Origin of the sequence: Liquorilactobacillus oeni DSM 19972, assembly GCF_001436275.1 — a bacterium.
Lineage (GTDB): Bacteria > Bacillota > Bacilli > Lactobacillales > Lactobacillaceae > Liquorilactobacillus > Liquorilactobacillus oeni.
In genome coordinates this window covers 1-17,915 of the sequence record NZ_AZEH01000019.1, presented here as the reverse complement: position 1 = coordinate 17,915, position 17,915 = coordinate 1, and the positions used below count along the sequence as shown (strand labels likewise).

General features: G+C 35.8%; 14 protein-coding genes. 11 read left to right on the top strand and 3 right to left on the bottom strand.

The features are described 5' to 3' along the window. The first annotated feature begins 64 nt into the window (after positions 1-64). The 3 genes from FD46_RS00980 (at position 65) to FD46_RS00970 (ending at position 4,523) form a co-directional block, all read left to right on the top strand. On the top strand, positions 65-1,531 hold the full coding sequence (locus tag FD46_RS00980; RefSeq protein ID WP_057895319.1) for an ATP-binding cassette domain-containing protein: 1,467 nt from the start codon (positions 65-67) through the stop codon (positions 1,529-1,531). Positions 1,532-1,601: 70 nt separating this feature from the next. Beyond that, complete coding sequence (locus FD46_RS00975) at positions 1,602-2,882, top strand: hemolysin family protein (RefSeq protein WP_057895318.1); 1,281 nt, start codon at positions 1,602-1,604, stop codon at positions 2,880-2,882. A gap of 63 nt (positions 2,883-2,945) precedes the next feature. Then, positions 2,946-4,523, top strand: a complete 1,578-nt coding sequence (locus tag FD46_RS00970) for a peptide chain release factor 3 (protein WP_057895317.1) — start codon at positions 2,946-2,948, stop codon at positions 4,521-4,523. Between the two features lie 78 nt (positions 4,524-4,601). On the opposite strand, the gene FD46_RS00965 is transcribed toward FD46_RS00970, so the two are convergent. The 3 genes from FD46_RS00965 to FD46_RS00955 all read right to left on the bottom strand — a co-directional run bounded on the left by FD46_RS00965 (position 4,602) and on the right by FD46_RS00955 (position 8,563). Then, complete coding sequence (locus tag FD46_RS00965) at positions 4,602-5,666, bottom strand: MucBP domain-containing protein (protein WP_057895316.1); 1,065 nt, start codon at positions 5,664-5,666, stop codon at positions 4,602-4,604. An 85-nt stretch (positions 5,667-5,751) separates the two neighbouring features. Next, positions 5,752-6,024, bottom strand: a complete 273-nt coding sequence (locus FD46_RS00960) for a DUF1827 family protein (RefSeq protein ID WP_057895315.1) — start codon at positions 6,022-6,024, stop codon at positions 5,752-5,754. Between the two features lie 337 nt (positions 6,025-6,361). Then, positions 6,362-8,563 (bottom strand): ATP-dependent Clp protease ATP-binding subunit, encoded by a 2,202-nt coding sequence (locus FD46_RS00955; RefSeq protein ID WP_057895314.1) that lies wholly within the window; start codon positions 8,561-8,563, stop codon positions 6,362-6,364. A gap of 184 nt (positions 8,564-8,747) precedes the next feature. Between FD46_RS00955 and FD46_RS00950 the strand changes: the two genes are divergently transcribed. The 8 genes from FD46_RS00950 (at position 8,748) to FD46_RS00915 (ending at position 17,288) form a co-directional block, all read left to right on the top strand. Then, positions 8,748-8,927, top strand: a complete 180-nt coding sequence (locus FD46_RS00950) for a hypothetical protein (RefSeq protein ID WP_057895313.1) — start codon at positions 8,748-8,750, stop codon at positions 8,925-8,927. 186 nt (positions 8,928-9,113) lie between these two features. After that, entirely contained in the window at positions 9,114-9,380 is a 267-nt protein-coding gene (locus FD46_RS00945) for a phosphocarrier protein HPr (RefSeq protein WP_057895312.1), read from the top strand. After that, a complete protein-coding gene (gene ptsP / locus FD46_RS00940; RefSeq protein ID WP_057895311.1) occupies positions 9,380-11,101 on the top strand; it encodes a phosphoenolpyruvate--protein phosphotransferase in 1,722 nt (573 codons plus the stop codon). Before FD46_RS00945 ends, ptsP begins: the two co-directional genes overlap by 1 nt. Before the next feature lie 257 nt (positions 11,102-11,358). Further along, entirely contained in the window at positions 11,359-12,540 is a 1,182-nt protein-coding gene (locus FD46_RS00935; protein ID WP_057895310.1) for a glycosyltransferase family 4 protein, read from the top strand. A 29-nt stretch (positions 12,541-12,569) separates the two neighbouring features. Then, positions 12,570-13,610, top strand: a complete 1,041-nt coding sequence (locus FD46_RS00930; protein WP_057895309.1) for a glycosyltransferase family 4 protein — start codon at positions 12,570-12,572, stop codon at positions 13,608-13,610. Further along, entirely contained in the window at positions 13,594-14,610 is a 1,017-nt protein-coding gene (locus FD46_RS00925) for a lysylphosphatidylglycerol synthase transmembrane domain-containing protein (protein ID WP_057895308.1), read from the top strand. The genes FD46_RS00930 and FD46_RS00925 overlap by 17 nt, the downstream gene beginning before the upstream one ends. A 279-nt stretch (positions 14,611-14,889) precedes the next feature. After that, positions 14,890-15,123: a YkuJ family protein gene (locus tag FD46_RS00920; RefSeq protein ID WP_057895307.1), complete on the top strand. Its 234-nt coding sequence runs from the start codon at positions 14,890-14,892 to the stop codon at positions 15,121-15,123. 101 nt (positions 15,124-15,224) lie between these two features. Further along, positions 15,225-17,288 carry an LTA synthase family protein gene (locus tag FD46_RS00915; RefSeq protein WP_057895306.1) on the top strand — a complete coding sequence of 688 codons (2,064 nt, stop codon included), beginning with the start codon at positions 15,225-15,227 and terminating at the stop codon, positions 17,286-17,288. Positions 17,289-17,915: the final 627 nt, after the last annotated feature.

The following is a 17,915-nucleotide window of genomic DNA, read 5'->3' as shown; positions in this document are numbered from 1 at the left end:
ACGGAGAATAGTCCTTCTTGTAATATTGTGAATAGTACGATGTGAATAACAACAGGTGGAATATATGAGAAAAATGGAAATAAAATATATTACAAAATGTGCACCATTGCTACCGGAAAAAAAAGATATAGTGAAGTCGAAACTTCCTGTTAGCGAGACAAAAAAGTTCTGGGAACTGCGTGGTATTTCTTTGAATATTAATCAAGGAGAAGCAATTGGTTTATTAGGAACAAATGGCTCAGGAAAAGCAACATTAATTAATATTCTTGCTGGTAATGAAAAACAGACTACTGGTTTTATCAGTATGGATTCTAAGTTAAGTTTAGCAAGTATTCATACACCTTCAGATATAAATTTGACTGGATTGGAGAATATCAAACAGGCGGTTTTTAACGCGAAGCTTGATGAATTTAAAGCCAATCATTTGATTAACGCAATTATTAATTTCAGTGAACTTAGCGAGTGGCTGTACAGACCAGTGAAAACTTATTCACTTGGGTTGGTATCACGTTTATCTTTAGCAATAGCGCTCCATGTCTCACCGCAATTAGTATTGATAGACAGTCTTTTAAGTATTGTTGATCTGGCTTTTTTTAAAAAAGTTGCTAAAAGAATTGATGCTCTCAAAGATAAGGGAAGCTCATTTATAATTGCGGATACTAATGTTATCAATATAGAACGTTTCTGTGAACGAACCATGTGGCTACAATTCGGACAAGTACAGGATTTTGGTCCTACACGAGAGGTAATGGTTCAGTTTGAGTATTTTTCTAGTTGGTATCAAGCACTAACCTTACCTGAAAAAAATGACTTTCTTTCAGACAAGCAGCGTGAAAGACAGAATTTTGAAGTTGGAACTGTTTATGAAGAATTTAAAGTGGAACAATTTAAGAATGGTTTTACACGGAAAGATGAGCCTAGGATGCGTAAGGCATTTTACAAGGATCATGGAGTTGACCCAGTCAATTCTTCGATAAAACCAAAGAAGAAGATTCAAAAAACGCAACTTGCTAAGAAGAACTATTCAAAATTTTTATTAATCATTGTAGTTGTTCTTTTGATAGGTGCTGCGCTTTGGGTTACACTGGATTACAAGGGTGCTGCGGAAATATTTGAAAGGGCACAGAGTACTATGATTGGTAGAAAGGAGTCTAGTTCAGCTGAAAAGAATTCATCAAAAGCAAGAAAACAAAAAAGCTCAAAGAATGCTGAAGCTGCAACCAAGACTAGTGCTCAAAAAGTATCTCAGTCGCGTCTATCTTCTATAAAAACAGTAAGTGAGTCACAAGCAAAAGCAAAAAGTTCAAGCGAATCGAGTGCAAAAGCTTCAAGTGAATCGAGTGCAAAAGCTTCAAGTGAAAGCCAACAGAAGCTTATGGATAATACTCAAACGATTAATGTTCAGTCAGGTGATACTTTAGAAGGATTAGCAAGCAAATATGCAACCACTATTGATAAAATTAAAGAGATTAACAAAATGAATTCTGATAGTGATTTAAGAGCTGGTGATGTTATTCGCGTTCCCAAATAATCCTAAGTTAGGATAGCCTTTTATTTATAGATAGTTTAGTATCAAATTTTAACAATTGGAGAGCGAAAAGATGAATTCAGACCCCGGTCTTGCCAAATTAATTTTCACAATGTTAGCTGTGATTACACTGGTGTGTGCAAGTATTCTTAGAAGTTTTTTACTTATTTACCATTCTCATTCCAAAATAGAAAGTGATGTTTTTGGCACACTTGAAAAACATGAGCAGGCAGTCAGCCTTGCCCAGTTTTTCTTTTACTTTTTTAGCATTTTGTGTGCTACAGAAATTTTTATAAGCCAAGATAATTTTTTTTCTGTTAAAGGCTTTTTAATGGTGGTAGTCTTTTGTTTTGTTGCGATTATACTAAGTACTTTTTTGACGCAATCTTTGTATAGAATCATAATAAAATATAACTTCAGTCTTCTGAGAGCAATTCAACGATTTGCGGTTATCTGCAGTTATCCCTTTATTTTAATAGAGCTTTTTCTTGCTTTTATAAATCGCAGCAAAAAAAATACAGTATCTAGCGTGAAGGCTGAAAAGACATCGGCAAGTGTCATTGAAGCTTTGATAACTGAACAGCGAGATGAAGGACGATTAAATTCTGAAGCTTTCGAGATGATAGAAGGGGTAATCTCGATGCATAAAAAAATGGCACGTGAGGTGATGGTAGCACGTACAGATGCGTTTATGGTCGACATCCAGAATGATAACGATCGTAATATTGACGCGATCTTACAGATGCCCTATTCAAGGGTCCCAGTTTTTAACGAGAATAAAGATAATATCGTAGGGATTGTGCATATTAAAAATATTTTACGGACTGCCAGAAAAAATGGATTTGACCACGTTACTATCCGACGAGTGATGCAGCCTGCACTTTTTATTCCAGAGACAATGCCGATTGATGAAGTTATGTTTGAAATGCAGAAGACCAAAAATCAGATAGCCATCCTTTTTGATGAATATGGTGGGGTCGTCGGGTTAGTCACGCTTGAAGATCTTATAGAAGAAATTGTGGGTGAAATAGAAGACGAGTCTGATCATCCGGATCGGGGCTATCAAAAAATTTCTGATAACGAGTTTATTGTTCAAGGACGTTTAGCACTCGATGACTTTAATAATGAATTTGGAACGGCCTTAGAAATGAACGATGTTGATACAATAGCTGGTTATATGATTGCTAAGTTAGGCTTTATTCCAGAAGATGATAGCAAAGAAAAGTTTGAAACTGCGGAACATATAGTACTTACAACTGAAAAGGTGGACGATTCCAGAATAATGGCTTTGAGAGTTATTTTACCGCCGGCACTGGCAATTGCACGTGTAAGACGTGAAAAGAGCCAAAGATAGAAGAAATAATTTTGATTAGACTTATTTTTTATTATTATATTTATTTTACGAAAGAGGTTAGTTATGAAAAGCGAAAATTTGGCAGATGCTGTTAATAAAAGAAGAACTTTTGCCATTATCTCTCATCCGGACGCTGGAAAAACAACTATAACAGAACAACTCCTTTTATTTGGAGGAGTCGTGCGCAAAGCTGGAACTGTTAAAGCCAAAAAGTCTGGCAGTTTCGCTAAATCTGATTGGATGGAAATTGAGAAAAAGCGTGGAATTTCAGTTACGAGTTCAGTGATGCAGTTTGATTATGCGGGTAAAAGAGTTAATATCCTTGATACTCCTGGACATGAGGATTTTTCAGAGGATACTTATAGAACGCTTATGGCTGTTGATGCTGCTGTAATGGTAATTGACTCTGCTAAGGGAATTGAACCGCAAACCAAAAAGTTGTTTCAAGTATGTAAAATGCGTGGAATTCCTATTTTTACTTTTATTAACAAGTTAGACCGGGACGGTCGTGAACCGCTTGATCTTGTGACTGAGTTAGAAGAGGTTTTAGGGATTGCTTCTTACCCTATGAATTGGCCGATTGGTATGGGAAAAGGTCTCAAGGGTATTTATGATATTTTTAATCATAGGATCGAGCTGTATCAACGGGAAGATAGGGCAGAAAGCTTTATCCCACTAGATGCTGCTGGGGAGATTGATGCTGCTGAACCGCTGCATGAAGAGAGTATTTACCGACAAGTTTTAGGTGAAGTTCAATTATTACAGGATGCAGGAAATAAATTTAACTCTGAAAAAGTAGCAAAAGGGAAATTGACTCCTGTCTTTTTTGGTTCAGCGCTGACAAATTTCGGTGTAAAAACTTTTCTGGATGCTTTTTTAAAGTTTGCTCCTGCACCTGCAGTTCATGACCTAGAAGATGGTCAAAAGATAGAACCCACAGCATCTGAATTTTCTGGATTTATTTTTAAGATCCAAGCTAACATGAATCCAAATCATCGTGATCGAATCGCGTTTGTCAGAATATGTTCCGGTAAATTTGAAAGAGGAATGGATGTTACACTCACACGCAATGAAAAGAAGTTACGGTTGTCGAATTCTACGCAGTTTATGGCTGACACACGGGAAAATCTTGAATCGGCTGTAGCTGGCGATATCATCGGATTATATGATACTGGAAACTTTCAAATTGGAGATACAATTTATACTGGGAAAAATAAAATAAAGTTTGAAAAGTTGCCCCAGTTTACACCTGAAATTTTTGTAAGGGTAACGGCAAAAAATGTAATGAAACAAAAGTCCTTTCATAAGGGAATTGCACAACTTGTTCAAGAAGGAGCAGTGCAACTATATCAAAGCTATAGTACAGGCGAATATATTCTTGGTGCAGTTGGACAATTACAGTTTGAAGTTTTTCAATTTAGAATGCTGAACGAATACCACTCAGAGGTTGTTATGACTCCCATGGGCAAAAAAATTGCGCGTTGGATTGAGCCTGAACAGTTGGATGAAAAAATGTCATCTTCACGTAATCTGTTAGTAAAGGATCTCCAAGGCAATCCATTATTTCTCTTTGAAAATGCATTTTCAGAGCGATGGTTTAAAGATAAATACCCACAGGTAAAATTAACAGCAAAGCTTTAATGCAAATATAGACTAAAGAGGCTGCAGTACCAAATTTTTTGGTACTGCAGCCTCTTGCAATTCTTGAAAAAATTAGCTTTATCCTTCTTTAAGGGAAATGTATGATTCCTGTATCCAGCCGTAATCGTTCAGATAATACCAAGTAAGGTTTTCAAAGACTGTTTTTTTAGTAACAGAAACTTTTTTCCCATCTTTCAAAAAGGTAACAGTTTTTCCGAAAGGCTGTTCAAAAATTGCAGCTTGTTTGCCTGGGACAAAGGCGATAACAGCTTTTGTATTAGTCTTTTTAAAAGAATACCTTTTTTTTGCAGCAGATTCAAAATTTAAAAAGTATGAATCTTGATTTACAAAAGCCATTTTTTGTTCATCAAAAGCAACCCAAAGAGCACCGCCAAGGCAATACCATATTTTGTTGTGAGGAGCTCTTACGACAGTAAAGGTACGCCAAACTGTACCAGCTGGTAAAACAACTTTTAATAAGTTGCCATCCGGAAGATCAAAGCAGTTAGGACTCCTTAATATTTTGAGAAGAACTCTGCTGTTTTTAACGCTAAGCCAAGTATTTTTTCGGTAGTATAAAACAGTTTGTGAAGAGAAAGCTGAAAACTCTCCTTTCACTTGTCCCTTAACACTTACAAGGTGATAATTTTGGAAAGAAGGAGAATAGACTTGAAATGTGTCGCCAATTTTTCCGGTTATTACTTTGGGCTTGCAAAGTAAAGTACGCTGATCAAAATCACGGCTGATTATCCAGATGGATCCAGCATTTTTTTTAAGGTACACTAACGTCAATAAGGCATAGTGAGTAGTAAAGCTTCTCGTAAATCCCTTAATTTTGATTAAGTTGTAATTGTCAAAGGCCTTAAATCTGAAATTTATTTTTTCACCGATTTTTCCGCTAACTATCTCGGGTGCTGTAAGATCATGTCCTTTTGTATCATGATGAACGATAAGCAAAAGGGCATTTTGCTGTTCCTTGTTGATTGGCTGTAAAGCCTGCGGCAAAGTTTCTTTGTTTCTTTTCGACGGTAAACTAGTTACTTTTTTTTTTAAAGCGGCATGAAGCTGTCTATTGTGTGCTTTTTTGTGTTTGGAGGGAATGCTTCTCAAAAGCAGCTTTTTTAGAAAATGCGAAAACGACAAAATAAGCACCACCTTAAAAATTATTGGGCTGATCAGAATAAATGTTTTACAAATAACAATAAACTAATGAAGAAGACAGGTTATCCTACCTTAACTGAATATCAACAGTATTTTTAGTACGAGTGATTTCACTAGATGTACGCGTGGCGTTGGTTAGTTTTTTTAGTACAAGATCAACTTCTTCATTTGTAACTTCACGTGTTTTGTTTGAAAGTACAATCTCTTCGTTATTAGCTTTCTTCTTAAAAACCACACGAGTATTACCAAGTGTGTAGATTTTTATAAAGTGAGTATCGGAATGAGTCAATTCCCGCTGAATTCTTCTTGAATAGCTATTGCTTACGTCAATAAGATGCATATTGAATCCCCCTTTTAGTTTCCACTACCTTCATTATAATATAAAAACTACTTGAGAACGTATAAAAAAGTTAGTTTATCAATAAATTTAACAATTTATGGTGAAACACAGAATGAATAAAAAAGAAGTGAGCGTGCTAATAGTCGTTAGGCTTTAAGCATTAACTGCTAATTACGAACATAGTCCGAATTTGACTATGAGTAATTTGTGATTAAGCGGAAAAGACTGACTATTGAAACACATTAATATGGAATTGCAAAAGAGTCCAAAAAAACTGAGCCAAAACATAAGTTTTGACTCAGTCCCTTCTTTTTACGTCCCATTTGCTATCGTTGACCTAGTCATTTACTGAAGGAACGGTACTTGCTGCAGATAAGATTTGAATTGTGTTATTCTTTAACTCTGCCTTAAAACTTTTTATTTGTGAATGTTCAAGGTAGTAATCAGCAATTTTATCTTCAATTTGCTCTTGGATAACTCTACGCAAAGGCCGAGCTCCCATTTTAGGATCATAACCCAGATCAACTAACTTTTCTTTTACCTTGTCTGTTACTGTCAATACCAAGCCTTGTTGTGAAAGCATATCCTGAACGTCATGAAGCATTAATGAAACGATTGATACTAAATCTTTTTTACTTAAAGCATTGAATTCAACGATATCATCAAAACGATTTAAGAACTCAGGTTTAAAGTATTTTGAAAGTGTATCTATTACTGAATGTGTTTTTCCGGCAACTTCGGCACCAAATCCAACATTTGCTACTGAATCTCCGCTTCCAGCGTTAGAAGTCATAATTATAATCGTATCTTTAAAACTGATAGTTCTTCCTTGTGAATCTGTTAAACGCCCGTCATCTAAGATCTGTAGAAACATGTGCATTACATCAGGATGGGCTTTTTCAACTTCGTCCAAAAGAACTAAACTGTATGGATGACGTCGTACTTGTTCAGTCAATTGACCGGCTTCTTCGTAACCAACGTATCCAGGAGGTGAGCCAATTAATTTTGAAACTGAGTGTTTTTCCATGTATTCACTCATATCAAATCTGATCATTGAGTCCTCTGTACCGAAAAGCTCTTTGGCAAGTTGACGTGCTGTTTCAGTTTTTCCGACGCCGGTAGGCCCTACAAATAAGAATGAGCCGATTGGCCGACCTGATTTATTAAAGCCGATTCTATTACGGCGAATGGCTCTTGCTACCTTGTCGACAGCTTCATTTTGGCCGATAACATGATTTTCCAGCGAAGCAGCCAAATTCCTAAGCTGATGCTGTTCTTTTTCCTTTAGCTCGCCTACTGGAATATTTGTCTTTTCTTCAATAATTTTTTCGATATCTTGTTCAGTAACTTCAGGTGTATCTTCATTAGTAGTTTTTGAATTTTTTAGACTTGCAAACTTATTTTCCTGATCACGATAATAAGCTGCCTTTTCATAGTCTTCCTTTTTAAGTGCATCCTTTTTTTGTTCTTCTGCCTTTTTGATTTTTTCTTCTATTACTTGGGGATCTACTGCTTGGATAGTAAGATTTTTACGTGAACCGGATTCATCCAGCAGATCAATTGCCTTATCCGGCAAAAAACGATCTTGAATATAACGATTAGATAATTCTACGGCTGCTTTGATAGCTTTAGAAGTGTAACGAACATGATGGTAGGATTCATACTTTCCCTGGATACCCTTTAAGATAGCGATTGTTTCTTCAGTAGTTGGTTCATTGACCTGTACAGGCTGAAGTCTGCGGGCAAGGGCTGCGTCTTTTTCGATTGTCCTATATTCGTTCATTGTGGTTGCACCAACGAGCTGAAGTTCACCACGAGCAAGTGCAGGTTTTAAAACGTTGCCGGCGTCCATTCCGCCCTCAGCATTTCCGGCACCAACTATTTCGTGGATTTCGTCAATAAAGAGAATAATATCTTGATTCTGCTTTAATTCAGTCATCAATTGCTGCATACGCTGTTCAAACTGACCGCGAATTCCAGTGCCTTGGACAAGAGAAACAACATCAAGTCGAATAACTTTTTTATTTAAAAGTTTTTGTGGAACGTCACCGTTGACAATTTTTTGCGCTAATCCTTCAACAACAGCTGTTTTTCCGACTCCGGCTTCACCAATCAGTACTGGATTATTTTTTGTTCTTCTATTAAGAATTTCTGTAACTCGTGCAATTTCTTTATCCCTACCTATTACAGGATCAATTTTATTGTTTTTTGCTTCAGCGGTAAGATCTATTCCATATTGTGCAAGTATCCCCCCACTGCGATTTCCGCGTCCGCCATTTCCAGCAAATTGGTGTGGATTTTCTGTCTTATTCTGGTATTGGGAATTATTTGCTGCTCCATCACTCATAGAACGGAAAATATCGTTTAAATTTCCAAACCCAAAAGGATCTTGCGCTGAACCTTGTGTAGGATTCCCCTGAGCTCTTTCTTTCATAACTCGATAGCAATTTTGACAAAGATCGATAGATGTTTGTCTGCCATTAATGCTAGTCGACAGATGAATAGTAGCAGGATTTTGATGGCAATTTTGACATATCATCGTCGTTTCACGACCTTCCTTTTTTAGTGGTCAAAATTAGTTTGACTTTCTTTGACCTTTCACGAGAAAGTATACTAAGTTTAGTTTATAAGCGCAAGTGGAATGCTCATAAATTTGTTTTTTTTTTAATAATCAGATATTATTAAGCGCAAATAGAGCGAATAGATGGAAAGAAGATGAGAAAGTGGAAACAAATTTTGGAGAGCTTTTAACGGAGCTTGCAAGAGGAAAAAAGGACAAGTTAGAAGTGATGCCTGATAATTTTATGCAATTTCAAAAGGCCTTGATGAACTCGCAGTACCGCAAAAAAATTATTGGCGAGGCTAAACACAAGGGAGTGATTATCTATCATTATGAAAAATAATTCAAGCTGTTAATGGATAAGCATAAAGGGCTTGTCTTGTAATTTGATTCATGCTACCATTTAGATTGGTGGGGAGAGTTGCGCTATTTATTAATGAAAACGTGTTCTTTAATTGTTTTCATTTATATATTTTATGCGTTGCAGTCCTTAATTACTTACTATATTGCAAAGGAGTACGATTCAACTATGGAAAAGAAAGAATTTCACATTATTGCAGAAACAGGTATTCATGCACGTCCAGCAACACTTTTGGTACAGGCAGCAAGCAAGTATAACTCAGATGTTACACTAAGTTATAATGGCAAGTCTGTTAACTTGAAATCTATCATGGGTGTTATGTCTTTAGGCGTTGGACAAAATGCTGACGTTACAATTGCTGCTGATGGTGCAGATGAAGCTGATGCAGTTGCTGCTATTGCAGATACAATGAAAAAGGAAGGACTTGCTGAATAATGACGGAAAAGTTAAAGGGGATTGCTGCTAGCGATGGAATCGCTTCTGCAAAAGCATATATGCTTGTACAACCCGATTTATCATTTTCCGAAACAGCAATTGATGATCCTGAAGCTGAGATTAAACGGTTGGGTAAAGCGGTTGACGAGGCAAAAGCTGAATTAAAAATCATCAAAGAAAAAGCAAAGGCTAATCTGGGAGCAGATGAGGCTGAAGTCTTTGAAGCACATCTCACTATTTTGTCTGATCCTGAACTTATTGGAAATATTGAAAAGAAGATTAAGGCAGATAAAACAAATGCTGAAAAAGCACTTAAGGATGTTACTGATACCTTTATTGCAATGTTTGAAGGCATGACAGATAATGCTTATATGCAAGAACGTGCCGGTGATGTTCGGGATGTGACAAAAAGAGTGATGAGTCACTTACTGGGTGTAACTTTACCAAATCCTGCCTTAATTGACGAAGAAGTTGTTATTGTTGCACATGATCTGACGCCTTCTGACACTGCGCAGCTTGATCGTAAATTCGTAAAGGGTTTCATTACTGATATCGGAGGGCGCACTTCACATTCTGCTATTATGTCGCGTACTTTAGAGATCCCTGCGATTGTGGGTTCTGGAAATGCTACAACGACTATCAAAGAAGGGCAGGAAGTCGTTATTGACGGTTCTGCGGGTATTGCACTTGTAGATCCTTCAGCCGCTGAACTTAAAGAGTATAAAGAAAAAGCAGCTGCCTTTGCCAGACAAAAAGCTGAGTGGAAGCAATTAAAAGATGCTAAGTCTGTTTCAGCTGATGGTAAACAATTCATTTTAGGCGCAAATATCGGGACACCTAAAGATGTTGAAGGTGCAAATGATAATGGTGCTGAAGCAGTTGGTCTTTTCCGTTCTGAATTTCTTTATATGGATGCTAGCGAACTTCCTAGTGAAGATGATCAGTTCAAGGCATATAAACAGGCTGTTGAGGGAATGAACGGCAAGCAAGTTGTAGTACGGACTATGGATATTGGTGGAGACAAGAAATTGCCTTACTTACCTTTACCAGAAGAAATGAATCCGTTCTTGGGTTACCGTGCTATTCGAATCAGTCTTAATAAACAAGATATTTTTCGGACACAGTTGCGTGCATTGCTGCGTGCATCTCACTATGGCCGTTTAGCAATTATGTTTCCTATGATTGCGACTGTTAAAGAGTTCAAGGCTGCTAAGGCAATTTATGAAGAAGAAAAAGCTAAACTTGTTGCTGCTAAGACGCCGGTAGCTGATGATATCGAAGTTGGTATGATGATGGAGATCCCAGCAGCAGCAATGATTGCTGATAAGTTGGCGAAATATTCTGATTTCTTTAGCATTGGTACTAATGATCTTATCCAGTATTCAATGGCTGCTGATCGTGGAAATGAACGTGTTTCTTATCTCTATCAGCCTTATAATCCTTCTATCTTGCGTTTGATTAAGAACATTATTGATTCTTCACATGCTGAAGGCAAGTGGACAGGGATGTGTGGCGAAATGGCTGGAGATCAGATTGCGGTTCCACTTCTGGCTGGGCTTGGCCTTGACGAATTTTCAATGAGTGCAACTTCTATTTTGAAAACTCGTAGTTTAATGAAGAAACTTGACACAACCAAAATGAGTGAGTTAGCTCAGAAAGCTGTGACAGATTGTGAAACTACGGAAGAGGTAGTTGAACTTGTAAAGAAGTATACTAAGTAAAGCTAGTCTTTCAGAACAAAAATAAAAAAAGCTAAATTTCATATTTGGAATTTAGCTTTTTTTAATCATAGCAATAAGTTGTATTTATCCCAGTAATATTACCTTTTGCTTAAAACTTAAATTTTAAATAATAACGATCAGCATATTTTTTTGTTAAGATTTGCAGCGAATGAGCAGGAACACTTTAACAATCGTTGCAATAAATAGATTGAAACAATATAATTAACAATGACTAATTAATGTTAAGGGGGATGCTCGTGAATATCGGTATTTTTACAGATACGTACTATCCACAGGTTAGTGGCGTGGCTACCTCTATTAAAACTTTGCGTGAACAGCTTGAAAGCCGTGGGCATAATGTTTATATTTTTACAACAACTGACCCGAATGTAGAACCTAGCCAATATGAAAGAAATATTTATCGCTTTACCAGCATACCGTTTATCTCATTCACTGATAGACGGATTGCGGTAAGAGGATTATTCAGAGCATATCAGGTTGCTAAGGAATTGGGACTGGACATTGTGCATACCCAAACAGAATTTTCAATGGGTTGGATTGGTAAGTTTGTTGCAAAAAATTTGAAGATACCTTGTATTCACACTTACCATACTATGTATGAAGATTATCTTCACTATGTGGCTAAGGGCAAGTTATTGAGGCCATATCATGTAAAACAGATGTCACGTACTTTTTGTTATCATATGAATGGAATTGTTGCCCCGAGTGAACGGGTTTCTAATACGCTTGAGCGTTATGGTATTAAAAGTCCGATTTCTATTATTCCAACAGGTGTAGATGTGGCAAAATTCCGGACCAAATCAGAGCTTGATTTGCGTTCTTACTATAATATTTCCAAGGGGACGCCTTTGTTATTGACGTTGAGTCGGCTGGCCTATGAGAAAAATATTGATAGGCTTATAGCGGTAATGCCAACAGTATTGCAAAGGATCCAAACTGCAAAGTTGATGATAGTAGGTGATGGTCCTGCAATGCAAAGTTTAAAGCTGCAAACGAAAGAATTAGGATTGGAAAATAAAATCATTTTTGCTGGTGAAATTGATAATGATAAAGTAGCGGCATATTATCAAATGGCGGACCTTTTTGTTTCAACCTCTGTTTCTGAATCCCAGGGTTTGACGTATATTGAAGCATTGGCATCTGGTGTGCGGGTAGTGGCAACACATAGTCCTTATACGGATGAATTACTTGAAGATACAGATTTCGGATGTACTTTTAGCAATAATGATGAATTAGTTGAGGTTATCTGCAAGTATTTGAAACGTAGAAAGATAAAAATTTCACCTGAAAAGCTGGCTGCTAAACGTGCGAGTGTTTCTGCCGACAATTTTGGTGAGCGGATCCTTAAGTTTTATAAGGATTGTCAAGAAGCTTATGATAAACAAAAAGAAACCAGCCATACTGGAGAAATTGGTTAATCCAACTGATATTTTAGAGGAGTTTTTATATGTTGAGGATCCACATGTTTTCTTCTGCGACTAAGGTCAAAGGACAAGGAGTTGGCAGTGCATATACTGAATTGATTAGGTTATTGAAAAAACATTTTGCTGACAAAATACAAGTCGCGGTTAATAAATGTGGTAAGGCAGATATCAGCCATTATCATACAGTTGATTTTAAATTTTTTCTATATACCTTTTTTCCTGGTCAAGGGAAAAAAATTGGTTATGTGCATTTTCTGCCTGAAACATTGGAGGGAAGCTTAAAAATCCCCCAACCTTTTAAACAAATTTTTTTTTGGTATTTGATTGCCTTTTACAAGAGAATGGATAGTTTAGTTGTAGTTAATCCAAGTTTCATTAAAAAGCTTGAAAGATATGGAATTTCTAAAGAAAAGATAACTTATATTCCGAATTTTGTTTCAAAAACTGAATTTTATGAATTTTCTAAGGAGAAGAAGTTTTTGCTCCGAAAAAAATATGGCATTGAGTCCACTAGGTTTACAATCATCGGAACTGGGCAAATTCAAGAACGTAAAGGAGTTTTTGATTTCATCGAACTTGCAAAAAGGCTTCCGCAATATCAGTTTATATGGGTAGGCGGTTTTTCTTTTGGCAAGATAACAGACGGATATGCTAAGCTGAAAAAGGTTGTTGCCGATCCACCAAAAAATCTTTTGTTTCCAGGAATAGTTGATCGTGAGAAGATGAACGATTTTTATAATCTTGCTAATGTTTTTTTGTTACCATCATTCAATGAGTTGTTCCCAATGAGTGTTTTAGAGGCTTTTAGCTGTGGAATTCCGGTTGTTTTGAGAAATTTAAAGTTGTATCAAGCAATTATTGAGGGTTATTATCTTTCAGGCAATAGTGTTGCAGAGTTTGAAGCCTGTTTAGAGCAATTAGCAAGTAGACCGCAGTTATTAAGACGTTTTCATAAAGAATCATTAGAAGCAGCTGAGCGTTATTCTGAAAAACATTTAGCTTCTATCTGGTATGATTTTTATTGCGAACAGACTGAGATGGTGGGACATGACAAAAAAAAATAAAATTGTTTTTTTTCTTATGTTGGTTTTAGGGATATTTATTTTTTGGTTTTCCGTTAGAGATGTGTCTTTTTCAGAATTGATCGGAGATATTAAAAGGCTGCAGTGGGGTTGGCTTTTAGTTGCCTTTTTAAGTATGTTTTTTTCCCTATTTTTCGAAGCAGCGGTTGTTAAAGCTCTCTTACATAAAGAAACAATGACCTTGCGTTGGCGTGATGCTTTGAGAATACCTTTTATTGAGCAGCTATTTAATGGAATTACACCGTTTTCTTCTGGAGGTCAGCCTGCACAGCTTTTTGCAATGCTGCAATCAGGAGCTGATGCTGGACGAGCAACGTCTGTGTTGTTGATGAAATTTGTAGTATATCAGTCAATGATTGTTGTGAATTTTATTTTTGCGTTGACAACAGGCTTTCACTATGTGGCTGATAAGATGCAGGTTTTGTCACTTCTTTTTGTGCTGGGATTTGTGGTTCATCTTTGTGTAATTGTGGCTCTTCTAATGGTGATGTATTGGTATAATTTTACTAAAAAAACTGTTAAGTTTTTTTTTAAACCATTTAAGAAATTTTCCAAAACTGACCGTTACGAGAAGTTAGAAGTTAAGATAGATGAAAAAATAGATAATTTTTATGAAGAGAGTTTACGTTTAAAAAAAGATGGCAGACTATTATTGAAAATTAGTTGTTTGACGCTGGTACAATTATTTTTTTACTATGTTATTCCGTATTTTATTCTTTTGGGTCTGGGAATTTCGGGTGTTAATTTTTGGATGATAGTTACCATGCATATTTTAATAGTAATGGTAATTTCGCTTTTTCCGATACCAGGCGGTTCTGGAGGAGCTGAGTACAGTTTTTCGACTATTTTTTCAAGCTTTATTACGAATTCCAGTAAGTTGATATTGGCAATGATTTTGTGGAGAATTATCACGTATTATTTTGGAATGTTTCTTGGAATGGTCGCTCTCGTAGTTAAACCGCAAAAAATGAAGAAAGGTTAGAAGGTAGGTGTTTACAGTTTTTGTGTGGGGCTGGGTCAAAAGTGAAACTTTAGCCTAGTTCCTCTACTTATTCCGGATAAACGTGTTCCATAAGTTAAAATTTTTCGTCTAACCTCGAATTACTCATAACAAATTTTACCGACTTAGGTCACATTCTTTTTTCTCTATTTTTACTAAAGAATGATGGTAAAAAACTGTAAATACGTGTATATTATTTCTTTATTCAGGCAATGAACAATATAATAAAAGATATAAAAATACGAAGAGGGAAATCATATTATGGAAAAATCACAATTAAAGGCTATTATTTCGAGGCTGGAAGCAATGGTTAGTGCGGAGAGTTCAGAGGATCAGCAACGACGTTTTGAAGTAGATGGAAAAGAGCGTGGTACTGTGACTTATGATACAGAAACACAGACCTTTGTTCTTGAAGAACTTCCGGGAAATCAGAAGTTTGAGTTTGACAATGTTGATTTGGCTGCGATAGAAATTTATGAACTCTTGAATGACTGAAAATGTTAAATATGTGTGAAGATAGGCTTTTTAGTTTTAAAAAACACTGTTAAAAGGCTATAATGTTTTACTAAAAGGAATTTTAAAATGGAGGCAGTTAAATGGGGTCAGTCTTAAAAAAAATTAGGAATGTCCTAAATACAAAACTTGGTTTTTTTGTACTGGTAGTGTTTTGTTTTTGGTTGAAAACATACTTTACCTATCAGACAAAGTTTACTCTTGGGGTAAATGATAGCGTTCAAAAACTTTTACTGATTTTGAATCCTTTACCCATGGGAATTTTACTTCTAGGTATTGCATTGTATTTTAGAGGGCGGAAGTCGTACTGGATAATGATGACTGTCACTCTTCTTGAATCAGTGTGGTTATTTGCCAATATTCTGTATTATCGGGAATTTTCTGATTTTCTTTCATTAGGAATTATCAAATCTTCAGGCTCAGTGTCTAATAATCTTGGCCTAAGTATTCTTGAAATTATTCATCCAAGTGACTTTTTGGTTTTTCTAGATGTTATTGTTTTGGGACTGCTTCTTATTTTTAAGCTTATCAAGGTTGACAAGCGGAGGATAAAGATTAGGAATGCGGCTTTATTTTCAGTTTTAGCAATTGCTCTTTTTGGAATTAATCTTTCTGTTTCTGAAAAAGATAGACCGCAGCTGCTTACAAGAACATTTGATAATAACTATATTGTAAAGTATCTTGGAATTAACTTTTATGCTGGTTATAATGCTTATCAGACGTATAAAGAAAGTTCTACTAGGGCCAACGCAAGTAGCAGCGATCTGAATGATGTCTTGAATTACTTGAAGACTAACCGCAGTGAACCGAATGTTTCTTATTTTGGTAAAGCCAAAGGAAAGAATGTATTTATTTTCCATCTTGAAAGTTTTCAGCAATTTTTGATTAACTACAAGGTAGACGGGCAAGAAGTTACCCCTAATATAAACAAATTTTTCAGTGATACCAATACACTGTCGTTTGATAACTTTTTCCACCAAGTAGGACAGGGGAAGACTTCTGACGCAGAGACTATGCTTGAAAATTCGCTATTTGGTCTTCCCTCTGGTTCGGTTATGACCTCTTATGGTACTTCCAATACTTTTCAGGCGCTCCCAGCTATTCTTGATCAGCATGGTTATTCAACCGCTGCTTTTCATGGAGATGTAGGCAGTTTTTGGAACAGGGATAATACGTATAAATCATGGGGATATCAATATTTTTTTGATGATGATTATTATAAACAGAAGACAAACTATAGCGTTGGTTATGGTTTGAAAGACAAAATTTTTCTTAAGCAGGCTACTCAATATATTGAACAATTGCCACAGCCTTTTTATGCTAAAATAATTACAGTTACTAACCATTATCCTTATGAGTTGGATAAACAGAATCAAAGTATTCCAAAAACAACAACTGGTGATCAGACGGTCGATGGTTATGTTCAGACTGCACACTATCTGGATCAGGCTTTTGGTGAATTTATCAATTATCTAAAAAAATCTGGACTTTATAATAACTCAATGATAGTTGTGTATGGAGATCATTATGGTATTTCGAATAACCATAAAAAAGCGATTGCCCAGCTACTAGGTAAGAGTTCTGTTTCAAACTATGATCTTGCAATGTTTCAAAAGGTGCCATTCATGATCCATATGAACGGACTTGAGGGTGGAATTAACCATACTTATGGTGGTGAGATTGATGTTATGCCTACATTGATGGATTTACTTGGACTTAAAAATACCGATACGATTCAGTTAGGTAATGATTTGTTGTCTGTGAATAGAAATCAGACAGTTGCTTTTAGAGATGGCAATTTTGTTTCTCCAACATTTTCTAAGATAGGAAATCAGGTATATGACAATAAAGGGAAAGCTGTTTCTTCTAGCCTGACAGCTCAACAAAAGAAGAGCGTTAACGAAATGCAGGCGAGGACTGACAAGGTGTTATCTCTTTCTGATAAAATAGTTACAGGAGATCTATTGAGGTTCTATACTCCGTCTGGGTTTAAAAAGGTCAATAAAAAAGACTATGATTATAAATATACTGATGGGATGAAGGAGTTAAAACAGAAACAAAAAAGTTCGAAGAATAGTTTGCTTCAGCAAAAGAATGGTAATTCTACAGTTAACCTATTTAGTACTGACGCTCCGGAACTGAAATGATTTATGTAAAAAATAACATATAGTTTATATGTAAATAAGGAACTGTAGTATTTGTAGAACACTTGCAAATACTACGGTTTTTTTGTTTATTAAGTATGAGAGGCTTCTTTTTATTCTATTGATACGTAGAAGCTGATAGCCATATATATGTTTGTGTTGCTATTCTTTATGCAAAATAGAGGGTTTTAGAAAAGTTACTCTATTTAATTTTGCTCTGTTTTATTATTAAATTTCAAAAATCACGAAATATATCACTTTAGCTTATCTAATAATAAGGATTTATGAGGAATCTACAAAGAATTAAAATTTTATTGTTACTAATAAGTACCAAATGCGAATATTTAGAAAGATGAAAGGCTAAATATATACATTGCTGACGAACAAATAAAAGTCTTGACGCATACTTAATTACTTGGTATTATATTCATTGTCGTTGAGATTGAAGGGCTTTGATTGATTCTTCAGTAGACTTGATGTTAAGCTATAATGTTGATGGTTTTGGATGTTTATACAAAATAAATTATTGACTTTCATTACAACAGATGCTATTATTAAATAGTTGTGTTAAACGACAAGGTAGACCTTTGAAAACTGAACAAAGTTTCGACAAATCAAATGTGCAGGGCT